General features: G+C 55.2%; 23 protein-coding genes. 19 read left to right on the top strand and 4 right to left on the bottom strand.

Annotated features, from left to right (window positions below; genetic code table 11):
• The 3 genes from ACTBZS_RS02565 to kdpE all read left to right on the top strand — a co-directional run.
• Positions 1-154, top strand: a 154-nt coding sequence (locus ACTBZS_RS02565) for a potassium-transporting ATPase subunit C (protein ID WP_463043181.1), incomplete at its 5' end; no start/stop codon positions are given.
• Between the two features lie 93 nt (positions 155-247).
• The gene (locus ACTBZS_RS02560; protein WP_463043180.1) at positions 248-2890 is read left to right on the top strand and encodes a DUF4118 domain-containing protein; all 2643 of its coding nucleotides are present in this window, start codon (positions 248-250) and stop codon (positions 2888-2890) included.
• On the top strand, positions 2890-3582 hold the full coding sequence (gene kdpE / locus ACTBZS_RS02555; protein ID WP_463043179.1) for a two-component system response regulator KdpE: 693 nt from the start codon (positions 2890-2892) through the stop codon (positions 3580-3582). The genes ACTBZS_RS02560 and kdpE overlap by 1 nt, the downstream gene beginning before the upstream one ends.
• Positions 3583-3730: 148 nt before the next feature.
• Here kdpE and tolQ read toward each other — a convergent pair whose 3' ends face one another.
• The 3 genes from tolQ to ACTBZS_RS02540 all read right to left on the bottom strand — a co-directional run bounded on the left by tolQ (position 3731) and on the right by ACTBZS_RS02540 (position 6771).
• On the bottom strand, positions 3731-4426 hold the full coding sequence (gene tolQ, locus ACTBZS_RS02550) for a protein TolQ (protein WP_463043178.1): 696 nt from the start codon (positions 4424-4426) through the stop codon (positions 3731-3733).
• A gap of 47 nt (positions 4427-4473) precedes the next feature.
• Positions 4474-5031, bottom strand: coding sequence for an L-threonylcarbamoyladenylate synthase (locus ACTBZS_RS02545; RefSeq protein ID WP_463043177.1), 558 nt, complete (start codon positions 5029-5031; stop codon positions 4474-4476).
• 75 nt (positions 5032-5106) lie between these two features.
• On the bottom strand, positions 5107-6771 hold the full coding sequence (locus tag ACTBZS_RS02540) for a sigma 54-interacting transcriptional regulator (protein WP_463043176.1): 1665 nt from the start codon (positions 6769-6771) through the stop codon (positions 5107-5109).
• Between the two features lie 296 nt (positions 6772-7067).
• On the opposite strand from ACTBZS_RS02540, the gene ACTBZS_RS02535 reads away from it, so the two are divergent.
• The 6 genes from ACTBZS_RS02535 to ACTBZS_RS02510 all read left to right on the top strand — a co-directional run bounded on the left by ACTBZS_RS02535 (position 7068) and on the right by ACTBZS_RS02510 (position 11769).
• Complete coding sequence (locus ACTBZS_RS02535; RefSeq protein WP_460430161.1) at positions 7068-7331, top strand: phenol hydroxylase subunit; 264 nt, start codon at positions 7068-7070, stop codon at positions 7329-7331.
• Positions 7332-7378: 47 nt separating this feature from the next.
• Positions 7379-8395: an aromatic/alkene monooxygenase hydroxylase subunit beta gene (locus tag ACTBZS_RS02530; RefSeq protein ID WP_460430162.1), complete on the top strand. Its 1017-nt coding sequence runs from the start codon at positions 7379-7381 to the stop codon at positions 8393-8395.
• Positions 8392-8661, top strand: coding sequence for an MmoB/DmpM family protein (locus tag ACTBZS_RS02525; protein ID WP_460430163.1), 270 nt, complete (start codon positions 8392-8394; stop codon positions 8659-8661). Before ACTBZS_RS02530 ends, ACTBZS_RS02525 begins: the two co-directional genes overlap by 4 nt.
• 34 nt (positions 8662-8695) lie before the next feature.
• Positions 8696-10249, top strand: coding sequence for an aromatic/alkene/methane monooxygenase hydroxylase/oxygenase subunit alpha (locus ACTBZS_RS02520; RefSeq protein ID WP_460430164.1), 1554 nt, complete (start codon positions 8696-8698; stop codon positions 10247-10249).
• A gap of 14 nt (positions 10250-10263) precedes the next feature.
• On the top strand, positions 10264-10644 hold the full coding sequence (locus ACTBZS_RS02515; protein WP_460430165.1) for a phenol hydroxylase subunit P4: 381 nt from the start codon (positions 10264-10266) through the stop codon (positions 10642-10644).
• A gap of 66 nt (positions 10645-10710) precedes the next feature.
• Positions 10711-11769 carry a 2Fe-2S iron-sulfur cluster-binding protein gene (locus ACTBZS_RS02510; protein ID WP_463043175.1) on the top strand — a complete coding sequence of 353 codons (1059 nt, stop codon included), beginning with the start codon at positions 10711-10713 and terminating at the stop codon, positions 11767-11769.
• 10 nt (positions 11770-11779) lie between these two features.
• On the opposite strand, the gene ACTBZS_RS02505 is transcribed toward ACTBZS_RS02510, so the two are convergent.
• Positions 11780-12487, bottom strand: a complete 708-nt coding sequence (locus tag ACTBZS_RS02505) for a GntR family transcriptional regulator (protein ID WP_460430167.1) — start codon at positions 12485-12487, stop codon at positions 11780-11782.
• A 141-nt stretch (positions 12488-12628) separates the two neighbouring features.
• Here ACTBZS_RS02505 and ACTBZS_RS02500 point away from each other — a divergent pair, with 141 nt between their 5' ends.
• The 10 genes from ACTBZS_RS02500 to ACTBZS_RS02455 all read left to right on the top strand — a co-directional run bounded on the left by ACTBZS_RS02500 (position 12629) and on the right by ACTBZS_RS02455 (position 20518).
• Complete coding sequence (locus tag ACTBZS_RS02500; RefSeq protein ID WP_463043174.1) at positions 12629-12958, top strand: 2Fe-2S iron-sulfur cluster-binding protein; 330 nt, start codon at positions 12629-12631, stop codon at positions 12956-12958.
• Positions 12959-13024: 66 nt separating this feature from the next.
• Positions 13025-13951: a catechol 2,3-dioxygenase gene (locus ACTBZS_RS02495; RefSeq protein WP_460430168.1), complete on the top strand. Its 927-nt coding sequence runs from the start codon at positions 13025-13027 to the stop codon at positions 13949-13951.
• On the top strand, positions 13952-14377 hold the full coding sequence (locus ACTBZS_RS02490) for a GlcG/HbpS family heme-binding protein (protein ID WP_022653263.1): 426 nt from the start codon (positions 13952-13954) through the stop codon (positions 14375-14377).
• A 50-nt stretch (positions 14378-14427) separates the two neighbouring features.
• Positions 14428-15882 (top strand): 2-hydroxymuconic semialdehyde dehydrogenase, encoded by a 1455-nt coding sequence (locus ACTBZS_RS02485; RefSeq protein ID WP_463043173.1) that lies wholly within the window; start codon positions 14428-14430, stop codon positions 15880-15882.
• 30 nt (positions 15883-15912) lie between these two features.
• A complete protein-coding gene (gene dmpE / locus ACTBZS_RS02480) occupies positions 15913-16695 on the top strand; it encodes a 2-oxopent-4-enoate hydratase (protein ID WP_460430170.1) in 783 nt (260 codons plus the stop codon).
• Positions 16696-16708: 13 nt separating this feature from the next.
• Complete coding sequence (locus ACTBZS_RS02475; protein WP_463043172.1) at positions 16709-17503, top strand: SDR family NAD(P)-dependent oxidoreductase; 795 nt, start codon at positions 16709-16711, stop codon at positions 17501-17503.
• A gap of 25 nt (positions 17504-17528) precedes the next feature.
• Complete coding sequence (locus ACTBZS_RS02470) at positions 17529-18479, top strand: acetaldehyde dehydrogenase (acetylating) (RefSeq protein WP_463043171.1); 951 nt, start codon at positions 17529-17531, stop codon at positions 18477-18479.
• Between the two features lie 15 nt (positions 18480-18494).
• Positions 18495-19526 (top strand): 4-hydroxy-2-oxovalerate aldolase, encoded by a 1032-nt coding sequence (gene dmpG, locus ACTBZS_RS02465; RefSeq protein ID WP_463043170.1) that lies wholly within the window; start codon positions 18495-18497, stop codon positions 19524-19526.
• The gene (gene dmpH / locus ACTBZS_RS02460) at positions 19523-20314 is read left to right on the top strand and encodes a 2-oxo-3-hexenedioate decarboxylase (RefSeq protein ID WP_460430174.1); all 792 of its coding nucleotides are present in this window, start codon (positions 19523-19525) and stop codon (positions 20312-20314) included. Before dmpG ends, dmpH begins: the two co-directional genes overlap by 4 nt.
• 12 nt (positions 20315-20326) lie before the next feature.
• Positions 20327-20518, top strand: a complete 192-nt coding sequence (locus ACTBZS_RS02455; RefSeq protein WP_460430175.1) for a 2-hydroxymuconate tautomerase — start codon at positions 20327-20329, stop codon at positions 20516-20518.
• Positions 20519-20613 lie beyond the last annotated feature (95 nt).

Below are 20613 nucleotides of genomic sequence, written 5' to 3'. Positions count from 1 at the left end.
GTACCAGGTACCGCGCGTAGCCGCCGCCCGCCAGCTGGACGCCGGCAAGCTGGCGCAGCTGGTGCGCCAGCAGGCAGAGCCAGCCTGGTTCGGCAGCGACGCCACGGCACGGGTGAACGTGCTGCAGCTGAACCTGGCGCTGGCTGGCAGCTGATACCATCGGCAAGCGCCATGTGACGCACAAGGTTGGCCGCTTGCGGCCAACCTTGCCGCTGTTTCCAGTAACCGATCACGATAAGCCAGAACCATGACCGACCCCGACCGTCGCCCCGACCCCGACGCCCTGCTGGCCAGCCGGCCGCGCCCGCGTGGCCGGCTGAAGCTGTTTTTCGGCGCCGCGCCCGGCGTGGGCAAAACCTACGCCATGCTGGCCGAGGCGCAGGAAAAACGCTCCCAGGGCCTGGACGTGCTGGTGGGCTGGGTAGATACCCACGGCCGCGCCGATACCGAAGCCATGCTGCACGGCCTGGCGGTGCTGCCGCGCCGCCAGCTGGACCACCGCAGCAAGGCGGTGGCGGCGCTGGATATCGACGCCATCCTGGCGCGCCGCCCGGCGCTGGTAGTGGTAGACGAGCTGCCGCACAGCAACGCCGCCGGCAGCCGCCACCCCAAACGCTGGCAGGACGTGGAAGAGCTGCTGGCCAGCGGCATCGACGTGTACAGCGCGATGAACGTGCAGCACCTGTACAGCCTGCGCGACATCGTCAGCCGCGTGACCGGCGTGGAGGTGGCCGAAACGGTGCCCGACCACGTGTTCGACCAGGCCGACGAAGTGCGGCTGGTGGACCTGCCGCCGGACGACCTGCTGCAGCGGCTGGCCGCCGGCAAGGTCTACCTGCCCGAGGTGGCCGAGCGCGCGGCGGCCAACTTCTTCCGTAAAGGCAACCTCATCGCGCTGCGCGAACTGGCGCTACGGCGCATGGCCGACCGGGTAGACGGCCAGGTCAAGGCGCAGCGCGCCACGCAACAGGCGGCGCCGGTGTGGGCCACCCGTCACGGCTTGCTGCTGCTGGTGGATGGCCGCTTTGGCGCCGACAGCGTGCGCCAGAGCCAACGCCTGGCGCGGCAGCTGGATGCCGCCTGGCACGCGGTGTGGGTGGACGACGGCCGCAGCAGCGCGGCATCCCGCGCCGCCGCCCTGGCCGCCTTGCAACAGGCGGCCGAGCAGGGCGTCACCACGCTGGTGCTGAGTGGCAGCTCGCCAGCGCGCCTGCTGGCCGACTACGCGCGCCGCCATAATCTGTCGCTGCTGGCGATGCCGGCGCCGCTGGCCGGGCGCCGCCTGCAGCAGGCCTTGCAGCAGCACGCCGCCGACCTCGACCTGCTGTTGCTGTCCGGGCCGGCGCCGGCTACCGGTGCGCGACCCTGGCTACGTTGGCCGCAGTGGCCGCTGAGCCGCCGTGGCTGGCTGGCGGCCAGCCTGCTGTGCGTGGCCATCACCTTGCTGGCCAGCCCGCTGCACGGCGTGCTGGAGCCCACCAACCTGGTGATGTTCTACCTGCTGGGCGTGCTGTGGGTGGCGGTGCGCTACGGGCGCGGCCCGGCGGCGCTGAGCGCGGTGCTATCGGTGGCGCTGTTCGACTTTTTCTTCGTGCAGCCGCATTTCTCGTTTGCCGTGTCCGACGTGCAGTACCTGATTACCTTCGCGGTGATGCTGATCGTTGGTCTGGTGGCCGGCCAGCTGGTGGCCAGCCAGCGCCACAGCGCCGCGCAGGCGCGCCAGCGCGAGGCGCACACCCGCACGCTGTACGAGATGGCGCGCGAGCTGGGCGTAGCCCTGCTGCCGGAACAGGTAGGCGAAATCAGCCAGCGCTTTTTGCACGCCAGCCTCGGTGCCAATATCCGGCTGTGGTTACCGCCGGACGACGAAGACGGCGCGCTGCAGCCGCAGGCTGGCGACGCGCTGGACGAAGACGCCGCCATCGTGCGCTGGTGCTACGACCATGCCGCCCCGGCCGGGGTGGCTACGCACACGCTGCCACACGCGCCGTGCCTGTACCTGCCGCTAAAAGCGCCGATGCGCACCCGCGGCGTGCTGGTACTGCGCGTGGCCGACCCCGCCACGCTGGCCGAACCCGACAACCGCCGCCTGGCCGAGGCGGTGGCGGCGCTGGCGGCGCAAACGCTGGAACGGCTGCATTACATTGCCGTGGCGCAGCAAACGCTGGTGGCGATGGAATCGGAACGGCTGCGCCATTCGCTGTTGGCCGCGCTGTCGCACGACCTGCGCACGCCGCTTACCGCGCTGACCGGCCAGGCCGAAACGCTGCAGCGCCAGCTTGCCCGCGAGGCGTCGCCGCACGCCGCGCAGGCCGCCACGCTGCAGACGCAAAGCCAGCGCATCTCGCGGCTGGTGACCAACCTGCTGGAAATGGCCCGCCTGCAGGCCGGCGGCGTGACGCTGCGCCGCGACTGGCTGCCGCCGCAGGAGCTGTTCGGCAGCGCCATCGCCGCGCTGGGCGGTGCCACCGCCAGCCACCGCTTGCAGGTGGACGCGCCCTTGGACTGCCCGATGCTGTACGCCGACCCCATTCTGCTGGAGCGGCTGCTGGTCAACCTGCTGGAAAATGCGCTCAAATACAGCCCCGCCGGCAGCACCATCACGCTTGCGGCCCGCACCAGCGCTCAGCACATCCTGCTGAGCGTGGCTGACCAGGGCCGCGGCCTGCCGCCGGGCGACCCCGACACGCTGTTTACCGCCTTTACCCGCGGCGAGCGCGAGTCGGCCATCAGCGGCGTCGGCCTGGGGCTGGCCATCTGCCGCACCATTGCCGACGTGCACGGCGGCCGCATCAGCGCGGCCAACCTGCCGGCCGGCGGTGCCTGCTTTACCCTTAGCCTGCCGCTGGCGCCGCAGCCAGCGCTGGATTTCGACCCGGAGAACCTGTAGTGAACAACGTCGCCAGCATTCTGGTCATCGAGGACGAGGCGGTGATCCGCCGCTTTGTCAAAGCCGCACTGGAAGAAGACGGCCATCGCGTGTACGAGGCCGACAGCGTGGCGCGCGGCCTGATCGAGGCCGGCACCCGCAAACCCGATTTGGTGGTACTGGACCTGGGCCTGCCCGACGGCGACGGCGTGGCGCTGCTGCTAGACCTGCGCAGCTGGAGCAGCGTACCGGTGATTGTGCTGTCAGCACGCGTGGACGAGGGCGAAAAGATCGCCGCGCTGGACGCCGGCGCCGACGACTACCTGACCAAACCGTTCGGCACCGGCGAGCTGCAAGCCCGCGTGCGTGCCCAGCTGCGCCGTCGCGGCAGCAGCGCCGCCAGCGAAAGCGACAAGGTGACGCTGGGCGACGTGGTGGTGGACCTGGGCCTGCGCAGCGTCAGCCGTGACGGCGAGCCGCTGCACCTGACGCAGCTGGAGTACCGGCTGCTGGTAGCGCTGATCGCGCAGCGCGGCAAGGTGCTGACCCACCGCCAGTTGCTGAAAGAGGTGTGGGGCCCGGCACACGTGGAGCACAACCACTACCTGCGCATCTACATGGCTCATCTACGGCAAAAAATAGAGAGAGATCCTACAAAACCGGATTATTTGTTAACCGAAACTGGTATTGGATATCGGCTTAAGCAAGATTAATTGGGGCTGAATGTTTTGATGGTTTGATCCTTGAATGGTGTAAACCTACTGCAACACATAAGGAAAGGTCATTGATAGGCCGCTGTTAGCGTCCTTGTGCTTGACCTCGGGCCCGACCCCGAGGCTTTCCACGTATTGAGTAAAAATGCTAATTACTGAACGGCATCCGTGCGGCTTGGCGTTGCAGAATGTTGGAGAACTCTTCCATAAAGGTGTCAAAACGTAGGGCGAGGCGGTCAACTTCATGTGAAAAACGGTTGTAACCAATCACCGCCGGAATCGCCGCAAATAAACCAATCGCAGTGGCAATCAACGCTTCAGCAATCCCTGGTGCCACGGTGGCCAGCGTGGCAGTACCGGCATTTCCCAAACCGATAAAGGCATGCATAATCCCCCAGACGGTTCCCAACAATCCAATATACGGGCTGATTGAACCGACCGTGGCTAAGAAAGCAGTATGGCGGTCGAGTTCGTCGATTTCACGTTGGGCGGCTGCTTTCATGGCGCGGCGGGTGCCATCCATGATGTCGGACAATTCCCCCCCCGGTTGTCGCCGCAGTTTCATAAATTCACCAAAACCAGCCGCAAAGATTTTTTCAGTGCCAACACTGTCCGGCTCGGTGGCAACACGTTGGTAAATGGTGTTCAGATCGGTACCCGACCAAAACAATCGCTCGAAATTTTCGACATGGCGATTGGCTTTACCCAGACTGCGCCACTTATTAAAAATATGCATCCACGAAATAATCGACAGCAATACTAACAAAGCCATGATGAACTGCACGGGTAAGGTGGCATCGAGTATTAACTGCACAACAGACAATGATTGCGGAGCAGATTCCACAGTAATCCTTTCTCTGCGACAACAAAGCCGCCTATATGGGGGCAAAATTAGCGCAACACACGCCCAGTTTGGACATCAATAATGGTTGAAGGTTTGCGCCGTTTGCCGATCTGACCGGGGAGCGTGAGGACTTGTTTCCTAAACTGCCGTTGGCAGGCGGCTGCCGAACGCAGCGAGCGTTGTCCGGCACGATTGGCCGAGGTGGACACTAACGGGCCCAGTGCTTGGCAGAGGCGTTGTGTAAACGGGTGTGCTGTCACACGAACGGCTAATGTGCGATGGCGTCCGCGTAAGAGCGGCAACACTCGCTTGGCGGCAGGCAGCAACAGCGTATACGGACCGGGCCAATAGCGTTGACACATTGCTTCGGCATCCACCGATAACGGCGCGAGCAAGGGACGTAATTGGGCTAACGAGGCGGCCACTACAATCATGCCCTTATGATTAGGCCGTCCTTTATAGGCAATGACGCGCTTTAACCCTTTTGCCGATAACGGATGGCAACCAAGGCCAAAACACGATTCAGTGGCATAAGCAATCACGCCGGCTTGGCGCAAATGATGTTGGGCCCGACGTAAGAATGCTGCAGGTGGAAGACGTGACATGAACAACAGCTCAATCCGGCAAATGAAGGCCGGTATTCTGACAGATTGGCAGCGATTTTTGCTATGTCGTCTTGTCTAGGCGCTGGTCTTTTTTAAGCGATAGGCCAATTGTGGCCGCGTAATGCCTAACATCCTTGCCGCCCGCGATAAATTGCCATCGGCTTTTTTGACCGCATGATTCAAAAAATTGCGCTCAATATCATCAAAACTCAGCCCACTGTTTAACATCTGCTCATATAAATCATGTTCTGCTGTTGGCGTGGCAGCTTGTAAGTGGCCACCTTGGTCAAGGCCGGTATTGTTCATGGCCTGCTGTTGTGGGAACAGATGATTGACTTCAATCAAGCTCCCCGGCTCGGCCAAAATCAAACCCAATTCAATGGTGTTCTCCAACTCGCGCACATTGCCCGGCCACGGATGTTGTAATAACGCCGCCAGCGCACGGTCGGTAATGCCTGCCGTCGGTTTTTCATGTAACACACTTAAGCGTTCCAACATCGCATTGACCAACAGCGGAATGTCGCTTTGTCGTTCGCGTAGTGGGGGAATATGTACCGGATAGACATGAATCCGGTAGTACAAATCAGCGCGGAAACGGCCTTCGCTGACGGCTTGTTTAAGGTCAACGTGGGTGGCGGTGACTAAACGGACATTCACCTTACGCACTTTATGATCGCCCAGCCGTTCAATTTCGCCTTCTTGTAAGACCCGCAATAACTTTGCCTGTGCCGCCAGTGGCAATTCGCCGACTTCATCTAAAAATAAGGTGCCACCGTCGGCACGTTCAAACCGGCCCATCCTTGTTTGTTGCGCGCCGGTATAAGCGCCTTTTTCCACCCCAAATAGTTCCGCTTCAATCAGATTTTCTGGGATGGCGGCACAGTTGACGGCGATAAAAGGTTTATCTCGGCGGCCACTTTGTTTGTGTAATAAACGGGCAAAGCGTTCTTTACCCACACCGGTTTCACCTTGTAGTAATACCGTGACTTGGCTGGCGGCGGCGCGTTGAATCAGATGACAGGCATGGCGAAAGCGTTCAGAACTGCCAATCATGCCATCACAGGGTGGGGTGCGGCTGATGCTTTGTCGTAAACAATCCACTTGTTTTTGCAGTTCAAGTAATTGCGACAAAATCGAATCTTGCGCGAAGAAATGGCGGTAGTCGTCGGCATCTTCCCATTCTTGTAACGGTTTACCGATGATGCGGCACTGCGGTTTGCCGCTGGCGGCGCATTCCACTTCTTTGAACAGAATAAACTGCCCCATAAAAGCCGAGGTATAACCAGAGGCATAGCCAATTTGCATCCAGCACACTGGGTGGTCGGTATGGCCAAATTCTTTGACATGGCTATCCGATTCCCACGAGTCTTTCCATAAAAACTCGCCGTAGAACTCACCCTGCGCCATATCAAATTCCACTTTGACCGGCGTAACCTGCACGCTGCCTTCTAGCATGTGCAACTGTGGACCGACGACAAAAGCGTCGATTTTGTCGCCATTGCCGCGTATCTTGCGGGCAATTTCCGCATCCTTCATCCCTGAGACATAGCCGACACGGGTGAGCAAATTGCGCGCATGTTCCAGCCCAACCAAGCTGATGATTTCTCGCCGTAATACCGCCATCGCGGCCACATGCAGCATCAACATTCGGCTTTCTGCCAGCCAAATATGGCCGGTTTCTGCCGAGAAATGCACCAGCTCACGCAGATCGTGATTTTTGGGGTATTTGATTGCCGCCATGCTTCTCTCTCCTCGTTGTGTGTCGTGTTCGCCCTTCTTTGAGGGCTGTGCTGCGCCGGTGGATGGCGGATAAAGCGCGTGATTTTTACAAATTTAGCGCGCTTGGGCAGCTCAATGTAGAGCAATTTACCATTTGATCAAATAAAAAATCGATATTTTACCAAATCATCAATTTTTTATAGATGCTGCGCCGCAACAAAAATGCGTGTTTTCAGCAAAAACAAAGATTTATTGCCGTGGCACGCTTCTTGATAAGAATAAATTGCTCACCACCGAGTTTTGCCTTGGAGCTCATCATGTCATCAGTTCTACCTGCCACATTGCCGAAATTCGTTCGCGTGACTGGGATGCGTGGGCAACAGTTCATCGAATTTGACTTTGCTATCGGTGAACCAGAGCTGTTCGTAGAAATGATTTTGCCTGTGGAACATTTCGAAGCGTTTTGTCGTGATAACCAAGTGATCCAAATGGACAGCGACAGCAGCGACCGAATTGATGCAGACAAACAGCAATGGCGGAGTGGCGACAGTCAACTGACACAACGCCCACGTGAGGCCTAAGCCTCATTTACCTGCTATTCACATCACACAATAACGAGGAGAGACGAATGCAGATTGATTTGCGTACTGTGGCGATTCGCCCCAAACGCCAGACTTTTAGTCATATTGCCCGCCGTCAAGGGCAAGACAAAGCGGCATCGCGTTACCAAGAGGCCACGTTAGACCTGCAGCCGACCGCGAATTTCCACTATCGCCCTTATTGGGCACCGCAATTTGAAATTTTTGACAGCCGCCGTACCCAAATCGTGATGAAAGATTGGTATAGCTTCAAAGATCCGCGCCAGTTTTATTATGGCACCTACACCATGGCACGGGCACGACAACAAGATGCGGCGGAATCGGCCTTTGAATTTGTCGAAGATCGCGGTTTGATCGCGCTGTTGCCAGAATCCTGTCGTGAACAGGCCCTGCAGGTGTTATTGCCACTGCGCCATCTGGAATGGGGCGGCAATATGAACAACACCTATCTTTGTGCGTATGGCTACGGCACGGCCATCACACAGGCGGCGATGTTCCATGCCATGGATCGTCTGGGTATTGCCCAATATCTGACCCGCATTGGTTTGACCTTAAGCGGCCCGGATGCTTTAGACACTGCTAAAACAGCGTGGTTGGAGCAAGCCGAATGGCAAGAATTGCGCCGCTATGTTGAGGACACCTTTGTGTTGGATGACTGGTTTGAGTTGTTGGTCGCGCAAAACGTGGTGCTCGATGGCTTGTTATATCCCTTGGTGTACGAAGCCTTTGATGATGCCATCAATCTGCAAGGTGGTACTGCCATCTCGATGATGACGCAGTTTATGCGCGATTGGAAAACCGAAACCAACAAATGGCTCGATGCCACTTTAAAAACCGCAGCAGCCGAATCGCCCGACAACGCAGCACAGTTGGCACAGTGGGTGGCGCATTGGCAACAACGCGCACAAGTGGCATTGGCGCCGGTGGCACAACTGGCTTTACCAGAGACGGGTGCGGCCGTGTTAGAAGACATCGCCCAAGAATTTTCAGCTCGTATGCAAAAACTGGGCGTGCGTGCTGCCCAAACTGAAGGAGTGGCCGCATGAGTAAGGTTTTTATCGCCCTGCAAACCAATGACGATACCCGTCCGATTATCGAAGCCATTTTGGCCGACAACCCTCACGCTGAACTGAATGAAGCACCGGCGATGGTCAAGATTGATGCTGAAGGCTCGCTGACCATTCATCGCAATAGCATTGAGGAGCTGTTGGGGCGTGATTTTGATTTGCAGGAACTGCATCTGCACTTGATTACCCTGTCGGGCAATATCGATGAAACCGACGACGAATTCACCCTGTCTTGGGCCAACTAAGTTGGGCCGCTGTTAAAGCATACGAGGTGTTGCAATGGATATGAAAACCAGTGGCCGCAAACTTGGCCTGAAAGAGAAATACGCACACATGACCCGTGGCTTGGGTTGGGAAACCACCTATCAGCCAATGGATAAGGTGTTTCCGTATGACAAGATGGAAGGCATCAAAATCCATGATTGGGACAAATGGGAAGACCCTTTCCGTTTGACCATGGATGCCTATTGGAAATACCAATCGGAAAAAGAACGCAAGCTGTACGCAATTATTGATGCGTTTGCACAAAATAATGGCCATCTCAATGTCACCGATGCCCGTTATATCAATGCCCTGAAGCTGTTTATCACCGGCGTATCACCGCTGGAATATATGGCTCACCGTGGTTTTGCCCACACTGGCCGTCAATTACGTGGCGTGGGCCCGCGCATTGCCTGTCAAATGCAGGCAATTGACGAAATTCGCCACGTTCAAACCCAAATTCACACCATCTCGAACTACAACAAGTTCTACAACGGCATGCACGATTTCCGTCACATGCACGATCGGGTGTGGTACTTGTCGGTGCCAAAATCGTTCTTTGACGATGCTATCTCCGCCGGCCCATTTGAATTTATGGTCGCGATTGGGTTTAGCTTTGAATATGTGCTGACCAATCTGTTGTTTGTGCCGTTTATGTCGGGTGCGGCGTTTAACGGCGATATGGGCACCGTTACCTTCGGTTTCTCGGCTCAATCAGACGAAGCCCGTCACATGACCTTGGGTCTGGAAGTGATCAAATTCCTGTTGGAACAAGACCCCGACAATCTGCCGATTGTGCAGAAATGGATTGATAAGTGGACATGGCGCGGTGTGCGGATGTTGACCTTGGTGGCGATGATGATGGATTACATGCTGCCTAAACGCGTGATGAGCTGGCGCGAAGCATGGGATATCTATTTCGAGCAAAACGCCGGTGCCTTGTTCAAAGATTTGGCGCGCTATGGCATCACCATGCCGAAGTGTGTTGAAACCGCGATTAAAGAAAAAGACCACATCTCGCATCAAGCGTGGGCGACTTTCTATCAATACGGTGCGGCAGCGGCATTCCACACTTGGATGCCAACCCCCGAAGAAATGGATTGGTTGTCGTCGAAATACCCTGACAGCTTCGACCGCTACTACCGTCCACGTTTTGAATATTGGCGTGAACAAGAGGCCGCCGGTAATCGTTTCTATAACAAAACGCTGCCGATGTTGTGCCAGACCTGTCAAATTCCGATGTTGTTCACCGAGCCAGACGATCCAACCAAAATCGCCTATCGCGAAACCACCTACAAGGGTGAGAAATACCACTTCTGTTCTGACCATTGCCAGCACATCTTTGAAGATGAGCCGGAAAAATATATGCAGTCGTGGTTGCCGGTGCATCAAATCTATCAGGGTAACTGTTTCCCCGAAGGCGTTGACCCCACCGCCCCCGACTTCGACCCCTTGGCCGCTGTGTTGCAGTGGTATCACATCCAATTTGGCGCCGATAACCTCAGCTTTGAAGGGTCGGAAGATCAGAAAAACTTCGAACAGTGGCGCGGCATGGCCACCCAGAACGTGTGAAGGGAAACCACATCATGACGACAACCGCAGATCTGCGTAACCCCCCTCCGATGAAAGACTATCAAGGGCAGCCAAAAGATGGCGCGGATAAATTTCATGGCAACCAACTGTTGTATATCGGTTGGGAAGATCACCTGTTGTTCTGTGCTCCCTTTGCGTTCCCATTTCCACCAGCGATGCGCTTTGGTGATGTGGTGAGCCATGTGTTGCCCGGGGCCTTTGGCTATCACCCTGACTTTGCCAATATCGATTGGCAACAGGCGCAATGGTTTAAATCAGGTCAGACTTTCCAACCCGATTTTGACAAATCGTTGGCTGACAATGGCTTGGGGCATAAAGACGTGATTCGCTTCCGCACCCCCGGTTTAACCGGCATTCGCGGTTCTTGTAGCTAACCCCCACGGCCAGCACCACTGCCCTTGGTGGGGGTGCTGGCTGTCTTTGTCTCGGAATTTTTGGCCATGAGCTACCAACTGACGATTGAACCCCTCGGCGAGACGATTGATGTCGAAGAGGGCCAAACCATTTTAGATGCCTGTTTACGGAAAGGCATTTGGCTGCCACATGCTTGCTGTCATGGCTTGTGTGCCACCTGCAAAATCCAAGTCAACGATGGTGAGATTGAACACGGCGAAGCCAGCCCGTTTGCGCTGATGGATTTCGAACGCGACGAAGGGAAATGCTTGGCGTGTTGTGCCACCTTGCAATCGGATGTGGTGATTGAAGCCGAAATTGAAGAAGAGCCCGATGCTGCCAACCATCCCGTCACCGACCATGTGGCAACGGTTAGCCGCATTGTTGACCTGACACCCACCATCAAAGGTATTTTTCTCCAGCTTCCCGCAGGCGAACAGCTTGCTTTTCAGGCAGGGCAATATGTCAATTTGCAAGTGCCTGGGGTGGAACAAGCCCGTGCCTTTTCGCTGGCAAATGCACCACAAGACGCTGAATTAGAACTGAATATCCGTCATGTCCCCGGTGGACAAGCCACGACATGGCTACATGAGAATCTCAAAGAAGGTGACCGTCTGGCCTTGTCTGGGCCATACGGACGCTTTTTTGTCCGTAAATCAGCGCAACAGCCGCTGTTGTTTATCGCCGGTGGGTCGGGATTATCTAGCCCAAAATCGATGATTCTCGATTTACTGGCCGAAGGCTGTCAGTTGCCAATTACCTTGGTGCAAGGGGCGCGGCAATTATCTGAGCTGTACTACCACGATTTGTTTACCGAGTTGGCCGCACAACACAGCCACTTTACCTATCTGCCAGCGTTATCGGCTGAACCGGAAGACTCCGCGTGGGCAGGTTTCCGTGGTCATGCCCATGAAGCTGCTCGAGAACACTTTGCTGGCGATTTTCGTGGCGTGAAAGCCTATTTATGTGGGCCACCGGCCATGATCGAAGCATCGATTGCCACATTGATGCAGGGCCGGTTGTTTGAGCGTGATATTTACACCGAGAAGTTTTTTAGTGCTGCAGATGCACAACAGGTGCGGAGTCCTTTATTCCGCAATGTGTAGTGAGCGTGGGCTATTCGCCAAAGCTGTCAGCAGGTAGCCGCCGCACCACTTCGAGGGTTTTTTCGATGTGGTGAATTAACAGCCGGCAGGCAGTTTTGGCATCACGTTGTAGGGTGGCTTCGAGCAAAGCACGGTGTTCAGCGTGGACATCACGCGGCACGGTGGGGTTGCCTAATACCAAACGGCGATAACGCTCGGATTGTTGATACAGGATAGACAGGAAATGCAGCGTCCAACGCGAGGGGCACGCGGCGAGCAGGCTGGAATGAAAAGCGCGGTTACGGGCTTCCCATTCATCAAAGCCAACATCGCCTTGGTGCAATCTTTCCTCCACTCGCGTTAGGCGGTGAAACGCAGCAACGGCATTGCTCTCCCAGACTTCATCGCCATGCGCGATAGATTGGGCCAATGCCTCGGCTTCGAGCACCGTCCGCACGCGGGTGATGTCCTGAAAATCGTCCAGTGAAATCGGCGCCACTCGAAAACCGCGTTGGCCTTGGACAGTAACAAGGGCATCGGTGACCAGCAATAATAGCGCCTCGCGCAACGTGCCGGCACCGACTTGATATTGCTTTTTCAGGTGTTCAACGCGCAGCTTGCTGCCCGGGCGGTGTTTGCCTGTCACGATGTCGTGGCGCAGCTGAAGATAGGCATTCTCAGCCAAGGTTTTTGGGCTGTTGGGTTCGATAGCCGCTGCGTGTAAAGAGTCTTGAGACATAAAGAGTTAGAGTTTTCTGCAAAAAACGAATACTCGAGATTTTACGCTGAACAGGGTTTTTTGCAGCACAAAAAAATCTCGAGAAAAAATGTTTACATCGAGAAAAACAAGTTGTATCGTAATGTTTCACGGGAGAACAGCATGGCAACGCCAACCTTTAATGTGCTGATTACTGATACCGGAGAACGCTATCGCTGCCGTTCCGACCAGACGGTGTTAGCTGGGATGGAAAACCTCGGTCGTAAGGGGATTCCTGTCGGTTGCCGCCAAGGCGGGTGTGGGGTGTGCAAGGTGGCGGTGTTGTCGGGTGAATACCAAGCAAAGGTGATGAACCGCGATCACATCAGCAAAGAAGATGAAGCGGCTGGGCGCGTGTTGGCGTGTCGCATTCGGCCAAGCTCAGATTTGGAAGTCCAGGTTTTGGGTTCGATGAAAAAAAATGTCTGTTATGTCCGCAAGCCATTGGCATAACAGCGAGTCGAAGCAATGGCCAATCACGGCTGAAATAGAGAAGAAGCTAAACAAGGAGAAAACATCATGGCGATGACCGGCGTATTGCGTCCAGGACATGCACAACTGCGCGTGTTGGATATGGAAGAATCGGTGAAGTTCTACACCGAAGTGATGGGCTTAGTGGAAACTGGCCGTGACAGCCAAGGCCGCGTGTACTTCAAAACCCGTCAAGAACGCGACCACAACAGCATTATCTTGCGCGAAACCGATCGTGCAGGGCTCGATTTCTTTGGCTTTAAGGTGCTGGACAAAGCAACCTTAGATGACTTCGAACAAAAATTGCAGGCCTATGGTGTAAAAACCGAGCGTATGCCCGCTGGTGAGTTGTTAGAAACCGGTGAGCGTGTGCGTTTTGTGTTGCCCACTGGCCACACCATTGAACTGTATGCCGAAAAAACCGACGTCGGTAACGGCATGGGGTATTACGACCCAGACGTAGATGTGATCGATGGCCCGGGGATTCGTCCAGTTCGCATGGACCATGCGCTGATCTACGGTGGCGATATCGATGGCAACCTGAAACTGTTTACCGAAGTGTTGGGTTTCTCGTTGGTCGAGCGCGTCAAGCTGGAAGACGGTGAAACCGACTTGGCAACCTGGATTACCTGTAGTGCTAAGGCCCACGATTTGGCGATGGTGCGTCATCCTGAAGATGGCAAATTGCACCATGTCTCTTTCCTGATGGAAAGCTGGGAACAAGTGTTGCGCGCAGCCGACATCATGAGCCGCCATCGGGTATCGATTGACATTGGCCCAACTCGCCACGGCATCACCCAAGGCACCACGATTTATTTCTTCGATCCTTCCGGCAACCGTCTGGAAACCTTCTGTGGCGGCTATCAACACTATCCCGACATGCACCCGATTACTTGGAGCTGGGAAGAAGTGGGCCGTGGCGTGTTCTATCACGACCGTCAGCTGAACGACGCCTTCCTGAGCGTGGTGAGCTAAATGCAAGCCGCCACCCTCTTGCCCGGTATCACATGGGAGGCGGCGGCCACCGCCGCCCGTGCGGCGGTGTTGTATGCCGAAGCCCGCCAGTGGCGTATCAACGTCGCCGTTGTTGATCGCAGCGGCAATCTGATGAGCTTCTTGCGGATGCCCGGTGCCTTTTTACATTCGGTTGATATCGCCATCGACAAAGCCTACACCGCAGCCAGTTTCGGTTTTCCAACCAAAGATTGGATGAAACATATCGGCCACGATGATGGCATGAAGCTGGGTTTCTCATCACAGCCCCGTTTGGTGGTCTTTGGCGGCGGACTCCCGATCACTGTTGGGCAAGATTGGATTGGCGGCATCGGGGTGTCCGGTGCGTCAGAGGCTGAGGATGAAGAATGTGCCCGCGCCGGTCTGGCGGCGATTGGCTTGGCTTAAGTTCACCCTAATGCGCTTTTCTCTACGTTTGAATAAGGACACTGTGCACCATGAAAGACATCCTGAATTTTATTAACGGCGAGTTTGTCGCCACCTCAAAACAGTTTGAAAAACGCACCCCAGTTGATAACAGCTTGATTGGCATGGTGCATGAAGCTGGTCAAAGCGAAGTCAATGCGGCGGTGGCTGCTGCACGTGCTGCATTAGAAGGCCCTTGGGGCAAGATGACGGTACAAGAACGTACTGAGATTTTAAACAAAGTGGCGGATGAGATTACCCGCCGCTTTGATGAGTTTTTAGAGGCCGAATGTGCCGACACTGGCAAGCCAAAAAGCTTGGCCTCGCATATCGATATCCCACGCGGTGCTGCCAATTTCAAAATTTTTGCTGACGTAATTAAAAACGCGCCGACCGAATTTTTTGAAATGGCCACCCCAGATGGCAAGGGCGCGATTAACTACGCGGTACGCCGTCCGGTGGGTGTGGTGGGTGTGGTGTGTCCGTGGAATTTACCGTTGTTGTTGATGACATGGAAAGTCGGCCCAGCCTTGGCCTGCGGTAATACCGTGGTGGTGAAACCTTCTGAAGAAACGCCACAAACCGCCACCCTGCTCGGCGAGGTGATGAATGCCTGCGGTGTGCCAAAAGGGGTTTATAACGTTGTGCATGGTTTTGGCCCACAGTCGGCCGGTGAATTCCTCACCACCCATCAAGGGGTGAATGCCATCACCTTTACCGGTGAAACGCGCACTGGCGCAGCAATTATGAAAGCCGCTGCCGAGGGTGCACGTCCGGTGTCGTTAGAAATGGGCGGTAAAAACCCAGCGATTGTGTTTGCTGATTGCGATATGGAGGTGGCGATTGAAGCCACATTGCGTTCATGTTTTGCCAACTGTGGCCAAGTATGTTTGGGCACCGAACGGGTGTATGTCGAACGCTCGATTTTTGATGCCTTTGTAACGCGTCTTAAAGCCGGTGCAGAAAAACTGAAATTGGGTGTGCCTAGCGATAGCCAGACCAATATGGGCCCGCTGGTCAGCCAAGAACACCGCAACAAAGTCTTGTCCTACTACAAAAAAGCCGTGGAAGAAGGCGCAACAGTCATCACCGGTGGCGGCATCCCCGAAATGCCGGCTGAGCTGGCGCAAGGGGCATGGGTGCAACCGACGATTTGGACTGGCCTAGACGACAACGCTACGGTGGTGCGGGAAGAAATTTTTGGCCCTTGCACCACAGTGATGCCGTTCGATAGCGAAGAAGAAGTCATCCGCCGTGCCAATCACACCCACTATGGTTTGGCAGCTTCGGTCTACACGCAAAACATTAACCGCGCCCATCGGATCGCCGCGCAATTAGAAGTGGGGTTGGTGTGGGTAAACAGCTGGTTCCTGCGTGATTTACGTACCCCGTTTGGTGGCTCGAAACAATCGGGCATCGGGCGTGAAGGCGGTGTGCATTCGCTGGAGTTCTACACCGAGCTGAAAAACGTCTGCATCAAGCTGTAATGCCCACTGCAACCTAAGGATACCTTTGAGATGGAACAAGCCAAGATCAACGAGTTGGGCGATGAGTTGTATAGCGCGTTAACCGAATGCCGCACGATCACCCCACTGACCTCGCGTGGCCTCGATATTTCTATCGAAGATGCTTACCACATTCAACAACGCATGATTGCACGCCGGATTGAAAAAGGTGAGCGTGTGGTCGGGAAAAAAATTGGCGTGACCAGCCAAGCGGTGATGAATTTGTTGGGGGTGCACCAGCCCGACTTTGGCTATCTGCTGGATGGCATGTTGTACAACGAAGGCGAGGCGATTCCGTTTGATCGCCTGATTCAGCCAAAGGCCGAAGGCGAAATTGCCTTTTTGCTGAAAAAAGATTTGCAAGGCCCGGGGGTGACCGCTGTGGATGTGTTGGCAGCCACCGAAGGGGTGATGGCTTGTTTTGAAATTGTCGATTCGCGCATTCAAGACTGGAAAATCAAAATCCAAGATACCGTTGCCGACAATGCCTCGTGTGGGGTGTTTGTGTTGGGCGATCAGCTGGTGGATATCAGCAAAGTCGATTTGGCCTTGTGTGGCATGGTGTTAGAGAAAAACGGTGAAATTGTTGTTACCGGTGCCGGTGCCGCAACCTTAGGTCATCCCGTCAATGCCATGGTCTGGCTGGCGAACACCTTGGGCCGTCTTGGTATTCCATTGAAAGCGGGTGACATTGTGTTGTCTGGCGCAATGGGGGCCATGGTGCCGATTCAAAAAGGCGACAACTTGCGCGTTACCATCGGTGGCATCGGTGGTTGCTCTGTTCGTTTCGTATAAGGCACCGCCGATCATGGATTTGTTGCTTGCAGGTAAAACCGCCCTTATTACCGGATCAACTGCCGGCATTGGCTTTGCGATTGCCTCTGAGCTCGCCCGTGAAGGGGTGGCGGTGGTGTTGAATGGTCGTTCAGCTGCCGGTGTGGCAGCGGCGCAAGCGCGGTTGCTGGCGCAACTGCCGACCGCCAAGGTGGGCGGCGTGGCAGCAGATTTGGCAACGGCAGCGGGTTGCCAAGCGGTGATTGATGCCTATCCCCAACTGGATATTTTGGTCAACAACCTTGGCATCTTTGACCCCGTTCCTTTTGAAGCTATTTCTGACCATGAGTGGCAACGCTTCTTTGATACCAATGTAATGAGTGGTGTCCGGTTATCGCGTCACTATTTGCCGCTGATGAAGTCGGCCAACTGGGGACGAATTGTCTTTATCTCCAGTGAATCGGGGGTTAATCCACCGACCGAGATGGTGCACTACGGGATGAGCAAGGCGGCAGAACTGTCGATTTCTCGCGGTTTAGCACAGTCTGCCGCCGGCACCGGCGTCACTGTCAATGCCGTCCTGCCGGGGCCGACCCGTACTGAAGGGGTGAGTGAGTTTTTTGCCAAATTGGCCGCTGAACAAGGGCTTGATCTGGCAGAAACCGAACGCCGGTTCTTTGCCGAGGCGCGCCCCACCTCACTTTTAAAGCGTTTTATTGATCCAACAGAAGTGGCGGCACTGGTGACCTATGTGTGTAGCCCACGTGCCGCTGCCACCAACGGTGCCGCCTTGCGCGTCGAGGGCGGCATTCTGTCCTCGATGTGTTGAACCTCATTTCTTCAAGGAACACACCATGACCAAAAAAATCAAATGCGCGCTGATCGGCCCCGGCAATATCGGTACCGACTTGCTGTATAAATTAAAGCGCAGTCCTGTGCTTGAACCGCTGTGGATGGTGGGGATTGACCCAGAATCGGAAGGCCTGAAACGGGCGGCTGAATTGGGGTTGAAAGTCACTGCCGAGGGCGTGGATGGTTTGTTGCCCCATGTGTTGGCAGATGAAGTCCAAATCGCTTTTGATGCCACCAGTGCTTATGTGCACGCAGAAAATTCGCGCAAATTAAATGAGTTGGGCGTGTTGATGGTCGATTTAACGCCTGCCGCCATTGGTCCCTATTGCGTGCCGCCGGTGAATCTGTTGGAACACGTTGGCAAGCGTGAAATGAACGTCAATATGGTGACCTGTGGGGGTCAAGCGACCATCCCAATGGTGGCGGCGATTTCGCGGGTACAGCCGGTGAATTACGGTGAGATTGTGGCGACAGTGTCTTCAAAATCTGCTGGCCCGGGTACCCGTAAAAACATTGATGAATTCACCCGTACCACCGCCGGTGCGGTAGAAAAAGTCGGTGGGGCGAAAAAGGGTAAGGCCATCATTATCATCAATCCCGCCGAACCACCACTCATTATGCGCGACACAGTGCATTGCTTGGTGGAAGGTGAACCCAATCGCGAAGCTATTACTGCCTCGATTCACGCCATGATTGGCGAAGTCCAAAAATATGTACCGGGTTACCGTTTGGTAAATGGTCCGGTGTTCGATGGCAATCGGGTGTCGGTATTCCTCGAAGTCGAAGGCTTGGGCGACTTTTTGCCAACCTATGCTGGCAACCTCGACATTATGACCGCTGCTGCGGCGCGCACGGCTGAAATGTTTGCGGAAGAAATCCTTGCCGGTCGTCTGACATTAAGCCCTGCCACCGTCAGTGGCGAGCCGCGTCTGGCGGGTTGTGGTTCACATTAAATCAAGGAGCACAAAATGAGTCTGGCAGGAAGCAAAATTACCGTTCACGACATGACCTTGCGCGATGGTATGCACCCGAAACGTCATCAAATGACCTTGGAACAGATGAAGACCATTGCTTGTGGCCTCGATCAAGCCGGCGTGCCCTTGATTGAAGTGACCCACGGCGATGGCTTGGGCGGTTCCTCCGTCAACTACGGTTTCCCCGCGCATACCGATGAAGAATACCTTTCGACCGTGATTCCTTTGATGCAACAAGCCAAAGTATCGGCCTTGTTATTGCCCGGCATTGGTACGGTTGATCATCTGAAAATGGCGCGTGATTTGGGCGTCCACACCATCCGTGTCGCCACCCATTGCACCGAAGCCGATGTGTCAGAACAACACATCACCATGGCGCGTAAGTTAGAGATGGACACCGTCGGTTTTTTGATGATGTCGCACATGAATAGCCCCGAGGGTTTGGTGAAACAAGCCAAGCTGATGGAAGGGTATGGCGCGAACTGTATCTATATCACCGACTCTGCGGGTCATCTATTGCCCGAAGGTGTCAAAGCGCGTTTGGGTGCAGTGCGTGAAGCGTTAAAACCAGAAACTGAATTGGGCTTCCACGGCCACCACAATTTGGCGATGGGCGTGGCAAACTCAATTGCAGCGATTGAAGTCGGTGCTAACCGGATTGATGCGGCGGCAGCGGGTTTGGGCGCAGGGGCGGGGAATACCCCGATGGAAGTGTTTATTGCCGTCTGTAGTTTGATGGGCATTGAAACCGGTGTCGATGTGGCAAAAATCACCGACGTTGCTGAAGATTTAGTCGTGCCGATGATGGACTTCCCGATTCGGATTGACCGTGATGCGCTGACCTTGGGTTATGCCGGTGTGTATGGTTCGTTCCTGCTGTTTGCAAAACGCGCTTCGGTGAAATATGGCGTGCCAGCGCGCGATATTTTGGTAGAACTGGGTCGCCGTGGCATGGTGGGTGGGCAGGAAGACATGATTGAGGATACCGCTATCACGATGGCGCGGGAACGGGGATTACTGACATGAAATTAGAACGTGCAACCATTTTGCGTTTAGCAGAATACTTAGAAAATTGTGAGCTGAATGCACAAGACACCCTAAAAATCACGGACGATCATCCCGAGATGGACTGGGAAGATGCGTATGCGATTCAGGATGAAATTCGCCGCCGTAAATTAGCACGCGGTGCGCGGATTGTCGGTTATAAGGCGGGTTTGACGTCCTACGCCAAAATGAAGCAGATGAGCGTGGATAGTCCATGCTTTGGTTTCTTGGTCGATTATTTCTCGGTGGTGGATGGCGGTGAGGCGAAAGTCTCCGAGCTGATTCACCCTAAAGTTGAACCAGAAATTGCTTTTGTTTTGAAAAAGCCATTAAAAGGCCCAGGTTGCCATATTGGTAGCGTTTTGGCGGCGACCGATTTTGTGATGCCAGCGATTGAGGTGATCGACAGCCGTTATCGCGATTTTAAGTTTGATCTAAAAAGTGTGATTGCGGATAACTGTTCGTCGGCCCGTTTTGTGTTGGGTGGCAGCATGACCTCGGTTGAAGGGTTAGATCTACGCACCTTGGGCGTGGTGTTAGAGAAAAATGGCCAACCGGTGGCTTTGGGTGCAGGTGCAGCGGTGTTGAACCATCCTGCAGCTGCGGTGGCGATGTTGGCAAACCATCTGGGTGCACGTGGTGAGGAATTGCCAGCGGGGACGGTGGTGTTGTCGGGTGGCATTACCGAAGCAGTGGCGGTGGCACCGGGGGATCATGTGACCTTGCGTGTGCAAAACTTGGGCAGTACCTCCATTCGCTTTGTGGAATAAAAGGACAGAGATATGCCTATCGCAGAAGTGCATTTATTAGAGGGCCGGACAGTGGAGCAAAAGCGTAAGCTGATTGCCGAAATGACCCGTGCTATTTCAGAATCGGTTGATGTCAAACCCGAACAAGTGCGGATCATCATCCATGAAATGCCAAAAGAGCATTTTGGGATTGGTGGGGTGTCGGCAAAAGATTTGGGACGTTAGCGATCCCTGCGGTGCTGCTAGGAGAAGCAACAGGGCAACAACAGTCAACATCAATAACTCGCCTGTTGTTGCCACACTGTGAATGCACCGCTGCT

It is taken from the genome of Aquaspirillum sp., assembly GCF_055136605.1.
Note: the sequence above shows the minus strand (reverse complement) of the source record. Positions and strands in the feature narration are given on the sequence as shown.